A 21,987-nucleotide genomic window follows, 5' to 3' on the forward strand; every position below is an offset into this window, starting at 1 on the left:
TAAAAAATGTTATGTAAAAAAGAAACTGTTTCAAAAGATTATTGTCCTAAGCTATCAATTCTTTCAATAGTTCCTGTTAAATTCTTTTTCTCGTTAACATCAAAGTATAAAAACACGTTAGTGATTAATGTTATTGAGTAAAACATTAGCTGACCTGCTATTGAAACAACATTCAAAATTAAGTAAATAGGATCACTAAAAAATCCAAAAACTTCTGTTGGATCATCACTTCCCATGCTTAATCCCATTTTTGCAAATTGATAAATCATTGCTGGTATTTGGAATACATATCCTAGAACACTTACTAAAATAGACACCACGAAAACTACTCCGAAAACTTCCCAGAAATATCCACTAATAAAGTTAAAACATTTACCTATCGCTCCTGAAGCTGTTTCATTTTGAAACACCAATATTGAAGCTCCTAAAGATAATGCTGGCCAAGTATAAAATACTGGTAATACACATAACATGGCACTTGCAAACAATATCAATCCTGCTAAAATTCCAAAACCTGTAAACGACCAAAATTTTGCTTTTGTGTTGGCTACAACTTCTTCTTGATTAACCACTCCTTTGTTATCTATATAAGATTTAATATAGTACATACCTGCTAAGTTTATAAAAACAATAGCTACTAAATAAGCTATCATCATAATAAACACTGATCCTACCATACCAATGGCAGCACTAGCATCTTCAGTAATTATTGATGACATAGACATCATATAATAAATCATAGAAGCTACAGCTACAACTATTGGTATTGCAGCTACTTTTAAAATAGATAAAAAGAATTGCTTTCCTTCTAATCTGATAAATTTAAAAGCATCTGAAATAATACTTCCTAAATCTCTTTCTCTTTTAAACTCGATGTATTCTTTATTCATGTGTTAGTTGATTTTTATAAACTTTAATTGGATATATAACGTAGTAAAATATAATTAATGCTAACGAAGTTCCTATGATTAGAATAGCTAACCAATCGGGCATTTCAGTATGACGAGTGACAAATCCTTCTAAAAAACCCGCTACAATAAAAAACGGAACAGTACTCACCATAATTTTCAATCCGTCTTTCATTCCTCTTTTAAACGATTCTAATCGCGAATAGGTTTTAGGAAATAATATACTATTCCCCAACACCAAACCTGCACAACCTGCAATTACAATTACTGATATTTCTATGGTTCCGTGAATCCAAATAGTTCTTGAAGATTCCCAAAACAAACCTTTCTCATAAAAGAAATACAAAAACGATCCTAACATGATTCCGTTTTGCATCATTATATATAAAGTTCCTACCGAAAACAGTATTCCTAATACAAAGGCATACATAGCAACTCGTATATTATTCATAGTAATTCCTACAAACATATTAATTTCATTTGCATCTTTATACACAGCCATAGGATCTCCCTTTTCAATATTTTCTAAGGTCATATTCACATAACTATCTCCTAAAATAAGACGTACAAAATCGGTGTCAGTCGCTGCTGAAAATGCTCCACATATGGTAAAAAAAGCAAAAACGATAAAAGCAACAAACAATTCTTTTTGATAGCTATAAAACATCAAAGGAAACTCAGTTTTAAAAAAACTGGCAAATCTATTCTTACTTTCTTTTTTTGTTTTATAGATTTTTTGATGCGCAGCAGAAGCAATAGAATTCAGGTATACAACCGTATTCCCGTTAGGGTAAAAGGTTTTGGCATAACTTAAATCATCTGTCAACTCCACATATAAATCTGATAATTTATCTGGAGAAATAATTGTTTTTTGATACAATGCATCTTCAAAAAGCTGCCACTTTTCTTTGTTTTTATTTACAAAAGCAGCTTCTCTCATCTACTCAAAAAATTAAAGTGTATTTGTTGAGAAGTTTCCTTAATCATAGAATATTTTTATCTTCGCTAAACTAAAAAAAGTTGTAGAAATATCAATAAAAAAATTGAAAAACTAATTCATGGATAAATTTCAAATAGAAACTGCTCAGAACATCACTATTAGTCAAAATGTGGCACATGTTACCACTCGTATTGGTTCGTACTTAATTGATGCTTTATTTATTTTCGGATATTATATCATCATAGCCATTATTATAGGAATGTTAGATATTCCTTTTAGTATGGAATTCCTGAGCTTGTACATGCTACTTGGATTACCTATATTTTTTTACAGCTTGATTTTTGAAATTTTAATGAACGGACAAACACCTGGAAAATATTTCAATCAAACAAGAGTGGTAAAGTTAGATGGTTCTAAACCTACTTTTGGAAGCTATTTAATTCGTTGGTTATTGCGAGTTGTAGATTTCACATTGGCAAGTGGTTCGGTTGCTGTACTAACCATTTTATTAAACGGAAAAGGGCAACGCTTAGGTGACATTGCTGCAGGAACTACTGTAATATCTGAAAAGAAAAGAATTACTTTAAAAGACACCATTGCTAGTGATGTAGTAGACAATTACACTCCTACCTATTCGCAAGTAACGTTGTTAACTGATAACGATATTCACACTATTTCAAACGTATATAAGGACGCCATGAGAAAAAGAAATCATAAAGTGATTTTAAAACTTCATGCTAAGATTATTGAACTCACAGGAATTTCTACTGAGCAAAAACCAGCTGAATTTGTAAACACTGTGATTAAAGATTATCATTATTACGCACGTCAATAATTTTTCAACATTTATTTTACTGAAAACAAACCTACTATCCTCTTCCTTATTTTTTTCGTTAATAAAAAGCTGATAGAAACTATTTTTCACGGCGTTGAATACACTATTTTCGCACCCTTTCTTATTGAAAAAATTACAATTCTAGGGTACGAGAACAACTATGAACAACGAGAAAAACTGGCTTCAATATTATAAAAACAGCTTATCTGACAGTGAAAACTTAGCGATTGATATTAGTAAAATCAAAAACTTATTTCGTCAAAAATCATCCGATTTAAGCAATGCTATTATCAACTCAAAACAAGCTAATGAAATATTAGATGCAGAAGAACGAAGAATTAATCGATTAAAAGGAATCACCAAAAAAGACAGTCCGAAATGGCATGTGATTGAGGAAACCAAAATTCTTATCGCTCCTTTTCATTTAGAATACCAAACAGATAACACAAAATTTAAACAACGTACTATTCATCCGTTTTGGATTAGTGCTATTGTTAATCGTTCAGGAAATTTATCAACCCCTAAAGACGCGTTTCCATTAATTGTTCGCAATTACCTCACTCCTATTGCCGATGTAAAAAATGATTTCATTTTTTCTTCTATCGATACCGTTTTAGAGGCAAAAGAATTGGCATCACCCGATTTTGAAAACGAAGAAGAAACTGTTCCTTGGGATGAGTACTGGAACTACATTAATGATATTTTTCCTGCAATAACACATAGCAACCTATACCGCTACCAAGTTGATAAGTACACCACAAAATATGAATTGACCTATTTTGCGTTAAGCTCAAAAATCTCTACCGCAAAAAGCATTCTTTTTCTGTATGAAAACTTATTGAAAAATACAGAAGAACTTCCTGTTTTGTCAAAAATTATCAATCCGTATACAAGAGAACGTAAAATAGCCATTACTGATCATGGTTTCTTAAATTATAATCATTTGCATTTAGGGCAGATGTCTAACGAGTTCCCTTTATCTGTTAGTCAACGTAAAACATTGTTGTCGTATTTGGTAGCTGAAGAAAACGCAGTTACTGCAGTAAACGGACCTCCTGGAACAGGGAAAACCACTCTTTTACAAAGCTTAGTTGCCACCGAATTTGTAAGAGCTGCAATTGAGGGAGAAGAAGCTCCTATCATTCTCGCTTGCTCTAACAACAATCAGGCTGTAACCAATATTATTGATAGTTTTATTAATTCTGAAAGTTCTATGGAAGGGCTATCTGACCGTTGGATTCCTGATTTTAATGGATATGCAACCTATCTTCCATCCAACTCAAAGAGTGAAAAAAACTTAGCCGACATTAATTTTTTAAAAGGAAATTTATTCGGACATGAAGGTACCTTGTGTAATTTAGAAAATGAAAACTATGTTTCTGAAGCAGAGTATTATTTTCTTACTAATTATTGCCATTACTTTCATACAGAAACAAACTCACTAGAAGATGTATGCTATCATTTACAGGAGGAAATAATAGCAATTCAGAATATTTTAGCGGATGGAGTTGAGTTTTCAAGCAATTATATTAACTCAATAAACAACATCAACAACATACTTGCACGCGAAGAAGATTACATTCAAAAAAACACGTTTGAAATCTCTAAACTACAAGAATGGAGAACCATTTTAAACGATTTAAAATCTGCTTCAAAAGATGCTGATTTCATCCAAAAAATGAAACGTTATTGCATCGCTGAATCACAGATTTCAACTTCTAACAATTCTTCTGAATATATTTTTAAAGTTGACACCACTGTTCTTTCAGATAATAAAAAAGCGATTGCTTTTATCAAAGAAAGTATTGCTCATATGAATTTGTTACTTCAGTCTAATTTAAAACTGAAAAACTGGAAGTATGAAAATGACATTCAAGGGTTCCCTTTTGTTTCTGAAGAAGAAATGTGGGATAATGAATATGAGAAACTCAAATCTAACGATGCTTCACAACGCTTCTTTTATGACGAATTAGATATTCATTTACGTCATAAAGCTTTTTTGTTAGCAACTCACTATTGGGAAGCACGATGGTTGCTTGAGACCAAAGAAATGCTAGAATATGACACCGAAAAAGGAACAGGTGAAAATGCTATAAAAGCAAGATGGAAACGAAGAGCGATGCTAACTCCTTGTTTTGTGGCTACTTTTTATATGGCGCCGAGTCATTTTTTATACAGTCAGTTTCAAGGAGAAAACGAAAACGGAAAACCTATTTTCGAATACTTACCGCTGTACAATTTTTTAGATTTATTAATTATTGATGAAGCTGGTCAGGTAACTCCAGAAGTTAGCATTCCCGTATTCTCTCTAGCACAAAAAGCTTTTGTGATAGGTGATTTAAAACAAATTGAACCTATTTGGTCTATTCCTAAAAAAATTGACCAAGGAAACCTAACAAGCTTAAATATTATTGAAAATCAAAACGATGAATATCTAGAAGATTTAGGGTTTTTAGCTTCCAGCGGAAGTATCATGAGAATGGCACAAAACGCCTGCGAATTTGAAACCCCGCTACCTAACAACAACGAACAAGGTCTTGTTTTGTTAGAACACAGAAGGTGTAATGATGAAATTATTAGCTTTTGTAACGAACTTGCTTATGACGGTATTTTAAAACCGATGAAAGGGAAAGCTAAAGAAGACCAAGCATTTCCATCAATGATGGCATATCATATTGAAGGGGTTAGCGAGCGTAAGTATAACAGTCGTTGCAACATTACCGAAGTAAAAGCCATCGTATCTTGGTTGCAACAAAACAAAGAAACCATTCAAGAGGCCTATGATGTAACTTCTATTGAAAGTGTATTAGGAATCATTACTCCTTTTGCAAGTCAGAAAGGAGAATTATCCAAAGCATTAACTGATGCAGGTTATAAGGTAAACGACATCAAACTAGGAACCGTTCACGCTTTACAAGGAGCAGAACGAAACATCATTTTGTTCAGTTCTGTGTATTCAAATGAAGATGAAGGTACTTTGTTTTTTGAAAAGGACAACAAACCTAATATGTTGAATGTGGCAGTTTCTAGAGCTAAGGAAAGTTTTATTCTATTTGGAGACACCCGAATTTTTGATGAAACTAAAAATACACCCTCCGGAATCTTAAAAAAGCATTTAAATATTTATGAAATGGTAAATTAGGTATAAAAAAAAGGAGCAATAAATTGCTCCTTTTTTTATCTATTCATTTTTTGAGTTTACTTTTTAAACTCAGAAATTGTGTTTTTAATTATAGAAATACAATCTCTTAATTGCTCTTCGTTCATTACTAATGGCGGTGCAAAACGGATAATGTTTCCGTGTGTTGGTTTTGCTAACAATCCATTATCACGTAATTTCATACAAATATCCCAAGCAGTTGAGCTATCTTCTGTATCGTTAATTACAACAGCATTTAACAATCCTTTACCACGAACTAAAATTACTAAATCGTTTTCTTTAGCAAATTCAGCTAATTCTTCTCTAAAGATTTTACCTAAGCGTTCAGCATTCTCAGCTAATTTTTCCTCTTTAACTACCTCTAAAGCTGCAATAGCTACTGCTGCTGCTACTGGATTTCCTCCAAAAGTAGAACCATGGTTACCAGGTCTGATAACATTCATAATGCTATCGTTTGCTAACACTGCTGATACTGGATACGCTCCTCCACTTAATGCTTTTCCTAAAATTAAAATATCTGGTTGTACATCTTCGTGGTTTACTGCTAATAATTTTCCTGTACGTGCAATTCCTGTTTGTACTTCATCAGCAATAAATAATACATTGTGCTTTTCACATAAAGCTTTAGCAGCTGCTAAATATCCTTCAGAAGGCACATATACTCCTGCTTCCCCTTGAATTGGTTCAGCCATGAAACCAGCAATATTATCGTTATTTTCTAACGCTTCTTCTAAAGCTTGTAAGTTATCGTACTCAATTTTGATAAATCCGTCAGTAAACGGACCAAAGTTTTTACGAGCTACTGGATCGTTTGAAAAAGAAATAATCGTAGTTGTTCTTCCGTGGAAGTTATTTTTACATACAATTATTTGTGCTTCGTTTTCTTCAATTCCTTTTACTTCGTATGCCCATTTTCTACAAATCTTTAAAGCAGTTTCAACAGCTTCAGCACCAGTATTCATTGGTAACAACTTGTCAAATCCGAAGTATTCAGTTGCAAATTTTTCATATTTACCTAACATATCGTTATAAAATGCACGAGAAGTTAAGGTTAAAGTTTGCGCTTGATTTACCATTGCTCCTACAATTTTAGGGTGACAATGTCCTTGATTTACTGCAGAGTAAGCCGATAAAAAATCGTAGTATTTTTTTCCTTCAACATCCCACACATACACTCCTTCTCCTTTACTTAATACTACAGGTAATGGGTGATAGTTATGCGCTCCGTATTTGTTTTCTAAGTCGATCGCTTGTTGCGAAGTTAATTGGTCTAAAACAGCCATTTTTCTTAATTTTTTTAAATTTATAAAATAACCATTCCTTATCTACCTTTATCCTTTCGAAAAAGAAGTTTCGAAAATTCAGCGTGGGAAAGAAATCATCCCTAGCTACAAAATTATCAAATTTAAGTGACTTTATTTAGGTTTAGCGCGTCTAAAAAATAAAACTCCTTAACTTTTTACTGTTTACAATAAAAACAGAGTTAAATAGTTTTTTTATCTTTAAAAGAAATTAACTAAATATCATTTTATGAAAAGAATCATTTTTTTATTACTGCTTTCTGCAGCTGTAATTGGATGTAAATCAACATCTGTAACCAACACGAAACTAGACAACAAAACTGAACGAATGCTAAAAGGTAACTGGACAATTACTTCGGTTAACTTTCCTGGATCAGAATACTTAAAAGTAAACTCATTTAATTTAGAAGATTCTAGCTGTTTTATTGGTAGTAACTGGAGTTTTATTTCAAACAATAACAAAGGAGAAATGAACTTAAACAATCCTAGTACAGATTGTAAAGACTTTAGTTCTCCAATTACTTGGTATGTAAATAAAGATGGAAACTTTGTATTAAAAATCATCAATAATCACAAAGCTAAAGACGTTAATACCGGATATATTTTAGGCTTACGAAACGTTACTGAAACTAGTTTTGATTTAATTGACAAAGTTAACGTTGCAGGACAAGTAAAAGACATCACATATTCATTTCAAAGACAATAATTAATAAAAGCATTATGAAAAAATCAATCATTTATAGTTTATCAATTTTATTTTTAGCAGGTACTATTTTCACTTCTTGCAAATCAGTTCAAAATGCTAATAACACACAAAAAGGAGCTGTTATTGGTACAGCCGCAGGAGCTGTAATAGGAGCTGTAATAGGTAACAATGTAGGAAACAAAAATAACTCTGAACTTGGCGCTATTTTAGGTGGTGTTGTTGGTGGAGTTGCTGGTGGTGTAATTGGTAACCAAATGGATAAACAAGCTCGTGAAATTGAAGAAGCTTTACCTGGTGCAGAAGTAGAAAGAATTGGTGAAGGTATTAAACTTACACTAGGAGAAAATGCTGTACGTTTTGATACTAATAAAGCTAGTTTAACTTCAACAGCTAAAGCTAACTTAGAGAAATTAGTCCCTGTTTTTAAAGATTACCAAAACACAGATATTGTAATTTACGGATATACAGATAGCACTGGTGCTGTTGAGTACAACCAAACGCTTTCAGAAAAAAGAGCTAATTCTGTAAAAAATTATTTAGCTAGCAAAGGATTAAACAACAGCCGTTTTGAAACCAAAGGCTTAGGTGTTAACGACCCTATTGCTACTAACGAAACTGCTGAAGGTAGAAGTAAAAACAGACGTGTTGAATTTGCCATCGTTGCTAACGAACAAATGATTCAAGAAGCTAAAAAAGAAGCAGGTCAATAAAAAGTGACCTAAAATTCATTAAAAACTCCGCAGGATATCCTACGGAGTTTTTTTATTCCAAATGTTTTCCAGACAACGAAGAAACCTGTATTTCTAATCGTTTAATTTCTCGTAAAATTGCTTTTTTATCCATTTGCATCCACGCAAACATCTTTAGCATACTTACGCCCATTAAAAAAATAATGGTTCCACTCGCCCACTTAATAAGTTCTTTTGTTTCTTCTGCATGAAAAAACTGAACTATACAGTAAATAAACAATCCGAAAAAAATCAGTGTTACAAAGTTCATTCCGTACATAATCCATTTATTTTTTCCTTCAAACAAGCCTCCTATCATTTGAAAAACATTCTGTTCTTCAAGTTCATCGTAAAATTTTGCTTCCTCTTCGGTTAATGTTTCCTTTATTAATGCATCAATATCTTCTAACTTACTCATGATTTCTATTTTTTATACTTAACTTTAATTTTTCTCTGGCATGAAACAATCTTGATTTCACAGTTCCTACCGATATACCCAACAACTCTCCTATTTCCTTTAAAGAATAATTCTGCAAATAAAACAGCTGAATGATTATTCTTTGATTTTCTGGCAATTCTAAAATTGCTTTTCTTAATTTTTTTCGATATAAAGAAGCATCATCACCCTCTTCAACATTATGCTGAACCTCTTCTTGCTGATAATTTCTCAACTGCAATGCTTTTCTTTGGTTGGCTCGTAAATAATCAATCGATTTTCTATTTACAATACTTATTGCCCAAGACTTAAACTTCTCTGGTTCTTTTAAATCGGTTAGCTTGTTAAAAATAACTTTCCAGCTTTCTTGAGCTATATCCTTGGCTGCATCAGCATCTTTTACCATCCAGAAGGCGAACTTACAAAATTGCAAATGCCATTTTTTCACCAAAGTATTGAGTGCCTTAGAATCTCCTGATTGGTAAGCCAAAATCAGTGTTGCATCAGATATTTTCCTCAAGTTTTTCATCATTGATTACACCTCATAGACGTAGAAAAAATAAAAAGGTTCAATTTTACACTAAAAATAAGAATTAATGTTCATCTTTAAAGTTACACAAACCATATCTTTTCCTAATTTTGCATACCATAAATTTTAGTAGAAAATGCCAAGAAGAGAGCGAAATAAGTTTGTAAAAAGAGGACAAATCATCGAGATTTTAATTGAGGATTATGCCTTCGGAGGAAAAGGAATTGGAAGAATACGTTCTGAGGAAGGTGTTTTCGTGGTTTTTGTACCGAATACCTTACCAGGTCAATTGGTAAAAGCACGTGTAGAAAAATCTAAAAAGAAATATGCAGAATGTAAATTAATTGATGTTTTACAACACTCAAAAGATGAAGTTGAAGTTCCGTATCAAGACATCCCTGGAGCTCCATATATTCAATTACCTATCGAATTACAACACAAATACAAGCAAGAAAGTACGTTGTCTTTATTCAAACGTATAGGTAAAGTTGAAAATATAGAAGACTTATTTGATGAATTTATTTCTTCTCCAAATATATTCCACTACCGAAATAAAATGGAATATGGTTTTTCTGCCATTGGTTACGATCGTGAAAACAAAACCGATATTGATGAGTTTACCCTAGGATTCAAGCGTCGTGGTGTTTGGTGGATGGGAGATAATTTAGAAAAAGACTCAGGGTTGTTTGACAAACAAGTTGAAGATAACATCAAAAACATTAGAGAGTATTGTGAAAAAACTGGTTTAGCGCCTTGGCATGGACCTAAAAAAGAAGGTTTCTTTAGGTATTTTGTGGTAAGAAAATCATACAAAACCAACGAATTATTATTCAACTTAGTAACCACTTCAAACGGTTTATCAAAATTTGATTTACAAGATTTTGCTAACTATTTGGTTGAATTATTCGGAGAGAGAGTAGCTGGTTTATTGCATACTATAAATGATGAAACTGGCGATAGAACTATTGCAACTTCTGGAAGTATCAAATTGGTATACGGAAAAGATAAAATTGTAGAAGAATTATTAGGCTTAAACTTTGAAATTAGTATGAAGAGCTTCTTTCAAACTAACCCTAAATCTGCCGAAAAGCTTTATACCAAAGTAGTTGATTACGCGTTAGAAAACAAAGAAGCTGTAGACAACACGGTAGTTATGGATTTATTCTGTGGTACAGGAACCATCGGGCAAATTATCGCTTCAAAAGCAAATAACACTAAAATTGTTGGGGTAGATATTGTTGCTTCAGCAATTGAAGATGCTAAGAAAAATGCTGAACGAAATAACATTGAAGGATTACAATTTTATGCTGCTGATGTAGGAAAGTTCTTAAACGAACATCCACAGTATAAAAATAAAATTAGAACCATTATTTTAGATCCAGCTCGCGCAGGAATTGCTCCTAAAACGCTTAAGAAAATCATAAACTTAAATGCAGATAGAATGGTTTATGTATCTTGTAACCCTGCAACGCAAGCTCGTGATACGGAAGAGTTAATCAAAAACGGATATCAATTGAAAAAGATTAGTTTAGTAGATCAATTTCCGCATACATCACATATAGAAACGGTTGTTTTATTTGAAAAATAAAAAATTAATGAAAAAATACATTGCGCTATTCATACTTCTAGCAGGTTTAAGCTCTTGTGAAAAAGATGATTTTTGTACACAAAACCCAGTAACTCCTAACTTAGTCCTACGTTTTTATGATAAAGACAATACTAATGACCTTAAAAATGCAGAGCATCTATCGGTAATTTCAGAAGGAAAAACAGACAGTCTTTTTACAAATAGAACTACAGATAGTATTGCTATTCCTTTAAATAGTCTGTCACAAAAAACAGTTTATACTTTAAAAATGAATGATGTAGATGGTAATGTAGCCAATAATCAAACCGCTACACTCACCATTGAATATAAACCAGAAGAAGACTATGTATCTCGTTCATGTGGTTTTAGAATCATTTTTGAAAATGTTACCTTAGATCATACAGGTTGGATAGACAGTTTATCTACCAAAGAAATTCCTTTAATCGATAATCAAGCTAGTTCCCATGTACAAGTATTTCATTAGTCTATGTTTTGTATTTGTGTTTGTAAACGGATATTCTCAACAAAACACATCTAAAGAAAAATCCGAAGAAAAAAAAGATACGGTAACTTATAAAACTGGATACGGTTTACGATTGGGAATAGATATTAGCAAACCTGGTCTTGCTATTATTGACAAAAGTTATAGCGGATTAGAACTTGTGGGAGATTACCGTGTTTCTGAAAAGTGGTATGTTGCTGCCGAATTAGGTCATGAAGAAGAAATAACTTTTGAAGACTTTACTTCTTCAACCTCAAAAGGAAATTATATTAGACTTGGAGCTAATTACAATGCTTACGAGAATTGGTTAGACATGAATAACGAAATTTATGTTGGTATGCGTTATGGCTTTGCTATGTTTGATCATACTTTAAATAGCTACACTCCTAATGTGTCTTCTGGTACTGCTGGCTCACCTCCCTATTTCCCTTCAATTCCTTCTGTTGAAGTTCCAATAACTGATACTGGCTTAACTGCTCATTGGACTGAATTACAGCTAGGTATCAAAGCAGAAACTTTTAAAAACTTATTTGTTGGGTTTAGCTTTTCTTATAAAATAATGCTGAGTGTTGATGATCAAAAAGGATTTAAAACCTTATATGCTCCTGGTTTTAATCGTGTATTTGACAGCAGTACAGGCTTCGGATTTAATTATACAATATCGTACTTAATCCCTTTTGTTAATAAATAAATTATCAGCATACGCTTGATTTCACTAACTTTACAGTCTGAATAATAAAACTTATTAACAATGAATAAAATTCCAAGCGTAAACTTAGCAGATTTTTTATCAGACGATGCTGAAAGAAAACAAAAATTCATCAACGAAATTGGTGACGCTTATGAGAATATAGGATTTGTAGCATTAAAAGGACACTTTTTAGACGATGAATTAGTAGATAACTTATATGCTGAAATCAAGAAGTTTTTTGATTTACCTACTGAAGTAAAAGAAAAATACGAAATTCCAGGTATTGGAGGTCAAAGAGGATATGTTTCTTTTGGTAAAGAAAGTGCAAAAGGAAAAAAAGAAGGAGATTTAAAAGAGTTTTGGCACTTTGGTCAGTATGTTGATGCTGATTCAAAATACGCAAAAGAATATCCAGAAAATGTAGAGGTTGAGGAATTACCTGAATTTAACAAAGTAGGTAAAGAAGCTTACCAAATGTTAGAAAAAACAGCTAAATATGTTTTACGTTCTTTAGCATTGCATTTAGGTTTAGAGGAAACTTACTTTGATAACTATATCAAAAACGGAAACAGTATTTTACGTCCAATCCACTACCCTCCTATTACTACAGAACCTAAAGGAGCTGTAAGAGCTGCTGCTCATGGTGATATCAACTTAATCACCTTATTAATGGGAGCTCAAGGAAAAGGATTACAAGTTCAAAACCATAAAGGAGAATGGATTGACGCTATTGCTGAACCAGATGAATTAATGATTAATGTTGGTGATATGTTATCACGTCACAGTAACAACAAATTAAAATCTACCATTCACCAAGTAACTAACCCTCCTAAAGAATTATGGGGAACTTCTCGTTACTCAATTCCATTTTTTATGCACCCAGTTTCAGACATGAAATTAGATGTTTTAGAAAATTGTATTGATGAAAACAACCCAAAACAGTTTGAAGACATTACTGCTGGTGAGTTTTTAGATGAGCGTTTACGTGAATTAGGATTGAAAAAATAAATCTAATGGATTTACAAGATCAATTAAAAAACCTATTCCCTGATCATCAATTTGAAGAAAAACCTATTGAAGAAAAACCTGATATCTGGCTTCAAGATGATCCTATTTTATGTAAATACGAAAAGCGAAAAGGGAAACCAGTTACAATTATAGACGGATACAATGGAGCTACCGAAGATTTCAAGAAATTAGCAAAAGAAATTAAAACCAAACTAAGTGTTGGTGGTAGTTTTAAAGATGACCAAATCATCATTCAAGGCGATTATAGAGATACTATAATGCAGCTTTTAAAAGATAAAGGATTCAACGTAAAACGCGTTGGTGGATAAACAAAAAAATGTCAGGAATTTGATTCCTCGACATTTTTTTTATATTTACAACTTTTTGTAAAGTGTTAAATATCAACCAATAAATAATAACGTGTAAAATAAACCGTTTATTTTATATCAATAAAGAAATCAACTAATTCCCTTAAAAATTATGAAACATTCTTTATTACACATAACTAATGGAGACCACACCACTCAAAGACTTCAAAAATTAAATGTTGAAGGCGATATTATTACTTGGCGTGAAATGTTATGTGAAGGAAAAACTTCTGTCGATGTTGGAAGCGAAAACTTTTGGAAAATCCGCTTCGACTTTTTAAAAGATTCCTATAAAATCACTAAAAAGAAATTCATCGATTACACTTTAAAAGAATACAGAAATCTTTGTAATCAAAAACAACAAGATGAAATTGTTTTATGGTTTGAATATGATTTGTTTTGTCAAATAAACATGGTTGCTGTAATTAGTTGGTTAAAACGTTATCGTTCTGGCCACAAAGTATCTCTAGTTACAAGCGGTAAAATTCAAGGAGAAGAAAAATTATTCGGCTTAGGAGAATTATCTGAAACACAATTACAACAGCATTTTGAAAACAGAATAGAACTAACTAACGACGATATTGAATATGCTGATTATATATGGCAACTATATTGTTCTGACAGTCCACTTCCTCTTGAAAATGCTCATAAATTCAATCCAAAATCACCTTTTGTTTACTTAGAAAGTGCCATTAAAGCGCACTTACTTCGTTTTCCTTCAATTGAAAACGGATTAAATCACTTAGAAAACAACATATTAAAAATAGCTAACGAACACAATTTTGCAAATCAAAACGAATTAGTTGGCTATATGTTAACGCATCAAGAAAATTATGGATTTGGCGACAGTCAATATTTTCATAAGCTAGATGAATTAAAAAAACTATTTACTTCTTTTGACCCTGTTAAATTAAGCAAGACAGGAAAAAAGGTATTGCAAAACCAAACCAATTATTATGCTAAAATTCGTTCTGATTTTTCGTATCTTGGTGGCGCAAAAAAGTACAGCTATCTCTATGTAAACTCTACCGATAAGCTGTTAAAAATTACATCATAAATGAGTATACAACATTCTGAGCTCATCTTAAATCCAGATGGTAGTATCTATCATTTGAATTTAAGACCTGAACATATTGCTACCGATATTATTTTCGTTGGTGATCAATATCGTGTGGATAAGGTTACGAAACATTTTGACACTATAGAATTCAGTACCCAAAAAAGAGAATTTAAAACTACAACTGGTGCCTATAAAGGAAAACGAATTACTGTTATTTCTACAGGTATAGGCCCTGACAATATTGATATTGTTTTAAACGAGTTAGACGCTCTTGTAAACATCGATTTAAATACACGTAAAGTAAAAGAAAACCATACCCAGTTAAACATTACAAGAATTGGAACTTCTGGTTCTTTACACAGTGATATTCCTGTTAATAGCTTTTTATTAAGTTCTCATGCTTTAGATCTAAACGGACTACTTCAATCTTATCAAGTAGATGAAATTTCACACCCTGAACTTGAAGAAGCTTTTATAAAACACACAAGGTGGAGTGAGAAAAAATCATACCCTTTAATTGTTTCTAACGGGAAATCTTTAGAAGATAAGTTGTTATCTGATAAAGTTTATAAAGGAATTACAGCTACCGCTGGTGGTTTTTACGGCCCTCAAGGTCGTGTGTTACGCTTGCCTTTACAAGACGCTGAGTTAAACCACAAAATTGATAGTTTTAACTATAATAACAACCGAATCACCAATCTAGAAATGGAAACTTCTGCCATTTACGGATTAGCCAAATTATTAGGTCACAATGCAGCCTCGATGAATGCTATTATTGCTAATAGAGCCAATGGAACGTTTAGTGAAGATCCGTACAAAGTGGTGAATGATTTGATTGTATATACCCTAGATAAATTAGTTGAATAAATGTTTGATGGAGAGGAAGCTTTTAAATTTCATATTAGGTTTCAAGATATCTTTAAGTTTGAAAGATTAATGCTCGAAAACAATATTCAGTTTCATAATGAACTAGAACATTTAACTGAATCAAGGTCTAATAAATATTATATTAGAAATTCTGACAGAAAAAAGTTTGACGCTATTTGTGTAAAAAATCAACTTGAAATCTATTTAGATTCATTACCTAATATTGAAACTAGACTTCCTAAATTTACATCTAACTCACTTTTTACAGCATTAATCTCTGTATTATTAATATTTTTAATAATTATTATTTTAATTATTTCATGATAAATTTAAGAATAGGTGGTGTACCAGAACACTTTAATTATCCATGGTACATTACGTTGAAAAATAAAGAATATACTAAAGAAGGAATCAACCTGCGTTGGCAAGATTACCCTGGAGGTACAGGTGCGATGGCAAAAGCGTTACGTTCTGGAGAAGTTGATATCGCGTTAGTCCTTACTGAGGGAATTATAAAAGATATCATCAATGGCAACCCTTCAAAAATTACACAAACCTTTGTAAAAAGTCCTCTTATTTGGGGGATACATGTAGGTGCAAACTCTAAATTCAAAACCATTTCCGATTTAGAGCATGCTACGGTAGCTATTAGTCGATTTGGCTCTGGTTCTCAACTTATGGCCATTGTGAATGCTCATAATAATGGTTGGGATGTTAGTAAACTAAAGTTTAAAGTAGTTGGCGATTTACAAGGAGGAATTGACGCTTTAACAAATGGTGACGCTGATTATTTTATGTGGGAGCATTTTACTACAAAGCCTTTAGTAGATAACGGTACTTTTAGACGTGTTGGCGACTGCCCTACACCTTGGCCTTGTTTTGTGATTGCTGTTCGTGATGAAATTTTAGAAAATCACTTCGAAGAAGTAAAAAAAGTACACGATATTATCAATAGTTGTACAAAAGACTTTAAAGATTTTGACAACATCGATGAAGTTCTTGCTAACAGATACGAACAACAGTTAGAAGATATCCAAGAATGGTTATCTATTACTGAATGGAACGATGGAAAACCTATTAGCGAAGATTTAATTTCTACTATACAAAATAAAATGGTAGAGTTTAACGTTATTGAAAAGAAGGAAAATTCTGGTGACTTAATCAGAAATATGTATATTTGATTTTCAGAAAACAAAAAATAACCAAGCTACCCTGTTTAAAATAGTCATTATACATTCAATAAATTGACTATTTTCAATAGTAAAGCTTACATAAAGTACCTAATTTAATTGAGGTACGACTATTAAAAACGATAAAAACAAACACATGAAAAAAGTAGTATTTATTGCAATTTGTACTGTTAGTTTATTAGGTTTTTCTTCTTGCGGAAGTACTAGTCCTTGTGGTTTAGCCAAAACTGATCAAACTCAACAAAAACAACATCAACAACAAGAGGTAGTGGTTGCCGATGCAACTGAAGTAGCGATTGCTGAATAAGTTGATGTTTCTTTATTCAAATTCAATAAATCCGCTTTTTTAGGCGGATTTTTTTTTCAAGGAATCTAGTTCTCTTTGAATTATAAAAATATCTTTTTTATGTTTTTCTATTCTTTTTTCATAATTCGATTTATTCTCTAATATTTCCTTTTTTAGCTCATCAACACCCTCTATGAGTTCTCTAGAGTTACTCTCTGAAATACTAGTAAAGAAAAAAGTTATAGCTCCTCCAATGATTAAAAAAAGAAGGTTAGTTATACTATCATACTTTAATTTTTTTATAGATCTTCTTGACAATTCATTAGTTAATAAAAGAGCTTCTGCTTCGGTTATCTCTCTTTGTAAACCTCTAGCATATGGTAAAAGTCTTTTTAACTTATCTAACTCATCTTCTTTTTTTCCATTCATATTACAACAATTTAAATTATTAATTTTTCTTTTTTAACATAGGTACAAATCTAAAATCGCCTAGCTCGTGCTTTTCAAATTCTTTGGGTGATTTCCTTATAAAAAGTGTCATTACTTGTTCTTTATCTCCCACAGGAATCAACAACCTACCTCCTACTTTAATTTGTGCCAATAACGCTTTAGGAACGTACGGAGCCCCAGCAGTTACAATAATTTTATCAAAAGGAGCTTCTTCTGGTAAACCTTTATATCCATCTCCAAAAATAAAACGCTTTGGTCTATATCCTAATTTTGGTAAAAACATAGAAGTTTTCTTAAACAATTCGTGCTGGCGCTCAATTGAATATACTTCTGCTCCCAACTCTAATAAAACTGCTGTTTGATATCCAGATCCTGTACCTATTTCCAATACTTTTTCACCAGGCTGTATCTCTAAAACTTCCGATTGAAAAGCTACCGTATAAGGTTGAGAAATCGTTTGCTCTGCAGCAATAGGAAAAGCTTTGTCTTGGTACGCATGTGCTTCAAAACTACTATCCATAAACAAATGTCTTGGTATTTTACGAACTGCTTCTAATACTTTAGTATCAGTAATTCCTTTTGCGGCTAAAACGTTTGCTAATTGATTTCTAAGTCCTTGGTGTTTGGTTGTGTCTTTCATTTATATTCCCTCCTAATACAAACAGTATTCTATATAAATATAGGTTATTTATTTTATTGTAACTATTGCCAACTCTTCCTGTAAAAGTTTGGCTGATCATAAAATTTCGAGAGGCTAAAAGTAGTAATAAATATGTATAAAAGTGTATCTTTGTTAGCGTTGTTTAAAACGGTAAAGCTGTTTTTTTAGGTAAATATTTATCAATCATTCGAATAAAGAAAGCTTTCTTCCTACAAACAACAATACTTTTCAATAACTAAACAGATAAGAATGTTAAAAGCTGGAGTTTTAGGCGCAGGTCATTTAGGAAAAATCCATTTGCGTTTGTTACAACAATCAGAAAAATACGAGTTAGTAGGATTTTATGATCCTTTTACTGAAAATGCACAAAAAGTAGCCGATGAATTTGGTTATAAATTATTCAATTCTGTAGAAGAATTAATAGATGCTGTAGAAGTGGTAGACATTGTTACCCCTACACTTTCTCACTTTGATTGTGCTAAACAAGCCATTAAAAAAGGAAGACATATTTTTATTGAAAAACCAATTACCAATACCGTACTAGAAGCAGAAGCTATTAGAACCCTTGCTAGTCAACACCATGTTCGTGGACAAGTAGGGCATGTAGAGCGTTTTAACCCTGCTTTTACTGCTGTAAAAGATATGATAGACACGCCTATGTTTATTGAAACACATCGCTTGGCAGAGTTTAACCCACGAGGAACGGATGTACCTGTTGTGTTAGATTTAATGATTCATGATATTGATATCATTTTATCAGTAGTAAACTCAAAAGTAAAAAGTGTTCATGCTAGTGGTGTATCAGTAATTTCTGAAACTCCTGATATTGCCAACGCCCGTATTGAGTTTGAAAATGGTTGTGTTGCGAATTTAACAGCAAGTAGAATTTCGATGAAAAACATGCGTAAAAGCCGTTTTTTCCAAAGAGATGCATACATTTCTGTAAACTTCTTAGAAAAGAAGTCAGAAGTTGTTAGAATGAAAGATGTACCAGAAAAACCTGATGAGTTTGCTATGATTTTACAAAATGCTGAAGGTGTTAAAAAGCAAATTTATTACGACAATCCTGAAGTGGTGGCTAACAATGCCATTTTAGATGAGTTAGAATCATTTGCAGATGCAATTCATAACGACACTACTCCTATCGTTTCGTTACGTCAAGGTACTGAGGCTTTACGTGTAGCACATCAGATTATAGACTGTTTTTAGAATAAAGTAAATAAGTAACAACCGCGTTAGGGATTGTAGTGAAAATCCTTTTTTGTTATTCTGAGTAAAGCGAAGAATACACCAAAAAAGATTGTAGCGGAAAGCCCGCCCCATAGGGGAACGCCCATATAAATACCAAAACACAACAACATGAAAAATATCGCCGTAATTGGAGCAGGAACAATGGGGAACGGAATTGCGCATACGTTTGCTCAATTTGGATACAATGTTCAACTTATCGACATTTCGCAAGCTGCCTTAGATAGAGGTTTAGCAACCATTACTAAAAACTTAGATAGAATGGTAGCGAAAGAAAAAATTACTGAAGACGATAAAAATAATACCTTAAACAATATTACTACCTACACTTCTATTAAAGAAGGTGTACAAAATACTAGTTTAGTTGTTGAGGCTGCTACTGAAAATATTGACTTAAAACTTAAAATCTTTAAAGATTTAGATGAAGCTTGTGCTGAGGATACTATTTTAGCTACTAACACTTCATCAATTTCAATTACTCAGATTGCTGCGGTTACAAATCGCCCTGAAAAAGTAATTGGAATGCACTTTATGAATCCTGTGCCAATTATGAAATTGGTTGAAATTATTAGAGGATACAATACTTCTGATGAAGTAATGAATTTTACGGTTGATTTAACTAAGAAAATCAACAAAGTTCCTGTTGAAGTAAATGATTATCCTGGTTTTGTTGCCAACCGTATTTTAATGCCAATGATTAACGAAAGTATTGAAACTTTATACAATGGTGTTGCTGGTGTTGCTGAAATTGATACTGTAATGAAGTTAGGAATGGCGCACCCAATGGGACCATTACAATTAGCTGATTTTATTGGATTAGATGTTTGTTTATCTATCTTAAACGTAATGTATGACGGATTTAAAAACCCTAAGTATGCTCCATGTCCGTTATTAGTAAATATGGTAATGGCAGGTAAATTAGGTGTAAAATCTGGTGAAGGTTTTTACGATTATTCTGAAAGTAGAAAAGCTGAGAAAGTAGCGAAAATGTTTTCGTAAACTTTAGCTTACAACTATAAAAAAAAGGGAAGTTTTCAATTGAAAACTTCCCTTTTTTACTTTATAAGATATGTGAGATTTCTCACATTCGTTCGAAATGACCTGATAGTACATTACTTTAAATTAACACGAAGTATCCGCGATGATTTTCCACTCGCCTTGTATCTTCTTAAAGATAATCATAAAAACACCGTCAGCATCTCCTACGGGTCTTTTTAAGTGATATTCTCCCATTACAGAATATGCTCCTTCAGTAATTTTAGAAATATCATTAATCTTAAAAGTCAATGTTCCTGAGTGTTCTTTTGTTGGATATCCTTTTTTATAGTTATCTAAGGTTTTTTGCCAACCAAAAGTAACTCCTTTTCTTCCATAGAATTTTAATGAATCACTTTTCCAGTATCCTTGCATAAAACCTTCTAAATCGTGTTTGGACCAAGCTTCTTCCTGAGCTTTCATCACCAATAAAATTTCTTGCTTTTCTGTTTCCTCTGAAACTGTTTTGGTAGCTTCTTGTTTACATGAAACAAATACTACAACAAATAAAAAAATGCTAACAAATTTCTTCATTTTAAAATAGAGAGTTTATGATTTCTTTAATAGTAATTCCTTCTGCCTCTGCTTTATAATTCCTCACTATCCTATGTGATAGGATAGGAATTGCTACTGCTTGAACATCTTCAATATCTGGAGAATACTTTCCATGAACCGCAGCATGTGCTTTCGCTGCTAAAATTAAGTTTTGTGAGGCTCTTGGACCAGCTCCCCAATCAATATATTTTTTTATCAACTCTGTTGCTTTATCTGATTTCGGACGCGTTTTACCTACCAATTTAACAGCATACTCTACTACATTATCTGCTACAGGAATCTTACGAATCAATTTTTGGACTTCAATAATTTCTTTTGAAGAAAAAATAGCATTTACCTTTTCATCTACCAATGAAGTAGTATTTTTTACCACTTGCACCTCTTCTTCAAAACTTGGGTATTCTAAGTTGATTGAAAACATAAAACGGTCTAACTGTGCTTCTGGTAACGGGTATGTTCCTTCTTGTTCTATTGGGTTTTGTGTTGCTAACACAAAAAATGGTAAATCTAATTTATAGTGATGTCCCGCCACTGTTACCGACTTCTCTTGCATGGCTTCTAGTAAAGCTGCCTGTGTTTTTGGAGGTGTACGGTTTATCTCATCTGCTAAAATGATGTTTGAGAAAATTGGCCCTTTTATAAATTTAAAATGACGTGTTTCATCTAGTATTTCACTTCCTAAAATATCAGAAGGCATTAAATCGGGCGTAAACTGAATTCTACTAAAATTTAATCCTAATGCGCTTGAAATTGTATTTACCAACAAGGTTTTTGCTAACCCTGGAACACCTATTAATAACGAGTGACCTCCGCAAAAAATCGAAAGCAACGTGTAATTTACAGCTTCTTGCTGCCCTATTATAACTTTTCCTATTTCTTGCTGTAGTTGGCTGTATTTTTCTACCAGTGTGTTTACTGCTGTTACGTCAGACATA

General features: G+C 32.4%; 25 protein-coding genes. 16 read left to right on the plus strand and 9 right to left on the minus strand.

The window, feature by feature from the left end; all coding sequences use genetic code 11:
• Positions 1–38 precede the first annotated feature (38 nt).
• Together ACKTSU_RS08685 and ACKTSU_RS08690 are read right to left on the minus strand one after the other, a co-directional pair.
• The gene (locus ACKTSU_RS08685) at positions 39–890 is read right to left on the minus strand and encodes a hypothetical protein (RefSeq protein ID WP_408035988.1); all 852 of its coding nucleotides are present in this window, start codon (positions 888–890) and stop codon (positions 39–41) included.
• Positions 883–1,848, minus strand: a complete 966-nt coding sequence (locus tag ACKTSU_RS08690; protein ID WP_299035370.1) for a stage II sporulation protein M — start codon at positions 1,846–1,848, stop codon at positions 883–885. The genes ACKTSU_RS08685 and ACKTSU_RS08690 overlap by 8 nt, the downstream gene beginning before the upstream one ends.
• A gap of 118 nt (positions 1,849–1,966) precedes the next feature.
• On the opposite strand from ACKTSU_RS08690, the gene ACKTSU_RS08695 reads away from it, so the two are divergent.
• Together ACKTSU_RS08695 and ACKTSU_RS08700 are read left to right on the plus strand one after the other, a co-directional pair.
• Positions 1,967–2,683, plus strand: a complete 717-nt coding sequence (locus ACKTSU_RS08695) for an RDD family protein (RefSeq protein ID WP_408035989.1) — start codon at positions 1,967–1,969, stop codon at positions 2,681–2,683.
• 160 nt (positions 2,684–2,843) lie between these two features.
• A complete protein-coding gene (locus ACKTSU_RS08700; RefSeq protein ID WP_408035990.1) occupies positions 2,844–5,825 on the plus strand; it encodes a DEAD/DEAH box helicase in 2,982 nt (993 codons plus the stop codon).
• A gap of 56 nt (positions 5,826–5,881) precedes the next feature.
• Here ACKTSU_RS08700 and rocD read toward each other — a convergent pair whose 3' ends face one another.
• Positions 5,882–7,126 (minus strand): ornithine--oxo-acid transaminase, encoded by a 1,245-nt coding sequence (rocD, locus tag ACKTSU_RS08705; RefSeq protein ID WP_408035991.1) that lies wholly within the window; start codon positions 7,124–7,126, stop codon positions 5,882–5,884.
• Between the two features lie 247 nt (positions 7,127–7,373).
• Here rocD and ACKTSU_RS08710 point away from each other — a divergent pair, with 247 nt between their 5' ends.
• Positions 7,374–7,850: a hypothetical protein gene (locus tag ACKTSU_RS08710; protein WP_408035992.1), complete on the plus strand. Its 477-nt coding sequence runs from the start codon at positions 7,374–7,376 to the stop codon at positions 7,848–7,850.
• A 14-nt stretch (positions 7,851–7,864) separates the two neighbouring features.
• Positions 7,865–8,560 carry an OmpA family protein gene (locus ACKTSU_RS08715; RefSeq protein ID WP_408035993.1) on the plus strand — a complete coding sequence of 232 codons (696 nt, stop codon included), beginning with the start codon at positions 7,865–7,867 and terminating at the stop codon, positions 8,558–8,560.
• Positions 8,561–8,612: 52 nt separating this feature from the next.
• Here ACKTSU_RS08715 and ACKTSU_RS08720 read toward each other — a convergent pair whose 3' ends face one another.
• Both ACKTSU_RS08720 and ACKTSU_RS08725 read right to left on the minus strand, forming a co-directional pair.
• A complete protein-coding gene (locus ACKTSU_RS08720) occupies positions 8,613–8,996 on the minus strand; it encodes a DUF6768 family protein (protein WP_408035994.1) in 384 nt (127 codons plus the stop codon).
• The gene (locus tag ACKTSU_RS08725; protein ID WP_408035995.1) at positions 8,989–9,534 is read right to left on the minus strand and encodes an RNA polymerase sigma factor; all 546 of its coding nucleotides are present in this window, start codon (positions 9,532–9,534) and stop codon (positions 8,989–8,991) included. The genes ACKTSU_RS08720 and ACKTSU_RS08725 overlap by 8 nt, the downstream gene beginning before the upstream one ends.
• Before the next feature lie 145 nt (positions 9,535–9,679).
• Here ACKTSU_RS08725 and rlmD point away from each other — a divergent pair, with 145 nt between their 5' ends.
• The 10 genes from rlmD (at position 9,680) to ACKTSU_RS08775 (ending at position 17,124) form a co-directional block, all read left to right on the plus strand.
• Positions 9,680–11,131 carry a 23S rRNA (uracil(1939)-C(5))-methyltransferase RlmD gene (gene rlmD / locus ACKTSU_RS08730; RefSeq protein ID WP_408035996.1) on the plus strand — a complete coding sequence of 484 codons (1,452 nt, stop codon included), beginning with the start codon at positions 9,680–9,682 and terminating at the stop codon, positions 11,129–11,131.
• A gap of 7 nt (positions 11,132–11,138) precedes the next feature.
• Entirely contained in the window at positions 11,139–11,615 is a 477-nt protein-coding gene (locus tag ACKTSU_RS08735; RefSeq protein ID WP_408035997.1) for a DUF6452 family protein, read from the plus strand.
• On the plus strand, positions 11,596–12,324 hold the full coding sequence (locus ACKTSU_RS08740; RefSeq protein ID WP_408035998.1) for a DUF6048 family protein: 729 nt from the start codon (positions 11,596–11,598) through the stop codon (positions 12,322–12,324). Before ACKTSU_RS08735 ends, ACKTSU_RS08740 begins: the two co-directional genes overlap by 20 nt.
• Positions 12,325–12,384: 60 nt before the next feature.
• Complete coding sequence (locus ACKTSU_RS08745) at positions 12,385–13,332, plus strand: isopenicillin N synthase family dioxygenase (protein WP_028892562.1); 948 nt, start codon at positions 12,385–12,387, stop codon at positions 13,330–13,332.
• 5 nt (positions 13,333–13,337) lie between these two features.
• Positions 13,338–13,661, plus strand: a complete 324-nt coding sequence (locus ACKTSU_RS08750; RefSeq protein WP_274634323.1) for a translation initiation factor — start codon at positions 13,338–13,340, stop codon at positions 13,659–13,661.
• A gap of 151 nt (positions 13,662–13,812) precedes the next feature.
• Positions 13,813–14,757, plus strand: a complete 945-nt coding sequence (locus ACKTSU_RS08755) for a DUF1835 domain-containing protein (RefSeq protein WP_408035999.1) — start codon at positions 13,813–13,815, stop codon at positions 14,755–14,757.
• On the plus strand, positions 14,758–15,627 hold the full coding sequence (locus tag ACKTSU_RS08760) for a nucleoside phosphorylase (protein WP_408036000.1): 870 nt from the start codon (positions 14,758–14,760) through the stop codon (positions 15,625–15,627).
• Positions 15,628–15,951 (plus strand): hypothetical protein, encoded by a 324-nt coding sequence (locus ACKTSU_RS08765; RefSeq protein ID WP_408036001.1) that lies wholly within the window; start codon positions 15,628–15,630, stop codon positions 15,949–15,951. It abuts the gene before it with no gap.
• Positions 15,948–16,808, plus strand: a complete 861-nt coding sequence (locus tag ACKTSU_RS08770; RefSeq protein ID WP_274634327.1) for a substrate-binding domain-containing protein — start codon at positions 15,948–15,950, stop codon at positions 16,806–16,808. The genes ACKTSU_RS08765 and ACKTSU_RS08770 overlap by 4 nt, the downstream gene beginning before the upstream one ends.
• 145 nt (positions 16,809–16,953) lie before the next feature.
• Positions 16,954–17,124: a hypothetical protein gene (locus ACKTSU_RS08775; protein WP_299002999.1), complete on the plus strand. Its 171-nt coding sequence runs from the start codon at positions 16,954–16,956 to the stop codon at positions 17,122–17,124.
• Positions 17,125–17,163: 39 nt separating this feature from the next.
• Here the strand turns inward: ACKTSU_RS08775 and ACKTSU_RS08780 are convergent, their stop codons facing one another.
• Positions 17,164–17,532, minus strand: coding sequence for a hypothetical protein (locus ACKTSU_RS08780; protein ID WP_408036003.1), 369 nt, complete (start codon positions 17,530–17,532; stop codon positions 17,164–17,166).
• Positions 17,533–17,551: 19 nt separating this feature from the next.
• Positions 17,552–18,193 (minus strand): protein-L-isoaspartate(D-aspartate) O-methyltransferase, encoded by a 642-nt coding sequence (locus ACKTSU_RS08785; protein ID WP_408036005.1) that lies wholly within the window; start codon positions 18,191–18,193, stop codon positions 17,552–17,554.
• 270 nt (positions 18,194–18,463) lie between these two features.
• Between ACKTSU_RS08785 and ACKTSU_RS08790 the strand changes: the two genes are divergently transcribed.
• Positions 18,464–19,423, plus strand: coding sequence for a Gfo/Idh/MocA family protein (locus tag ACKTSU_RS08790; protein ID WP_408036006.1), 960 nt, complete (start codon positions 18,464–18,466; stop codon positions 19,421–19,423).
• 150 nt (positions 19,424–19,573) lie between these two features.
• On the plus strand, positions 19,574–20,461 hold the full coding sequence (locus ACKTSU_RS08795; RefSeq protein ID WP_408036007.1) for a 3-hydroxybutyryl-CoA dehydrogenase: 888 nt from the start codon (positions 19,574–19,576) through the stop codon (positions 20,459–20,461).
• Positions 20,462–20,584: 123 nt separating this feature from the next.
• On the opposite strand, the gene ACKTSU_RS08800 is transcribed toward ACKTSU_RS08795, so the two are convergent.
• Together ACKTSU_RS08800 and ACKTSU_RS08805 are read right to left on the minus strand one after the other, a co-directional pair.
• Entirely contained in the window at positions 20,585–21,031 is a 447-nt protein-coding gene (locus ACKTSU_RS08800) for a YybH family protein (RefSeq protein WP_408036008.1), read from the minus strand.
• Position 21,032: 1 nt separating this feature from the next.
• Positions 21,033–21,986 (minus strand): AAA family ATPase, encoded by a 954-nt coding sequence (locus ACKTSU_RS08805; protein WP_408036009.1) that lies wholly within the window; start codon positions 21,984–21,986, stop codon positions 21,033–21,035.
• Between the last annotated feature and the right edge of the window lies 1 nt (position 21,987).

The organism is Tenacibaculum aestuarii, from assembly GCF_964510395.1.
Taxonomy (GTDB): Bacteria; Bacteroidota; Bacteroidia; order Flavobacteriales; family Flavobacteriaceae; genus Polaribacter; species Polaribacter aestuarii.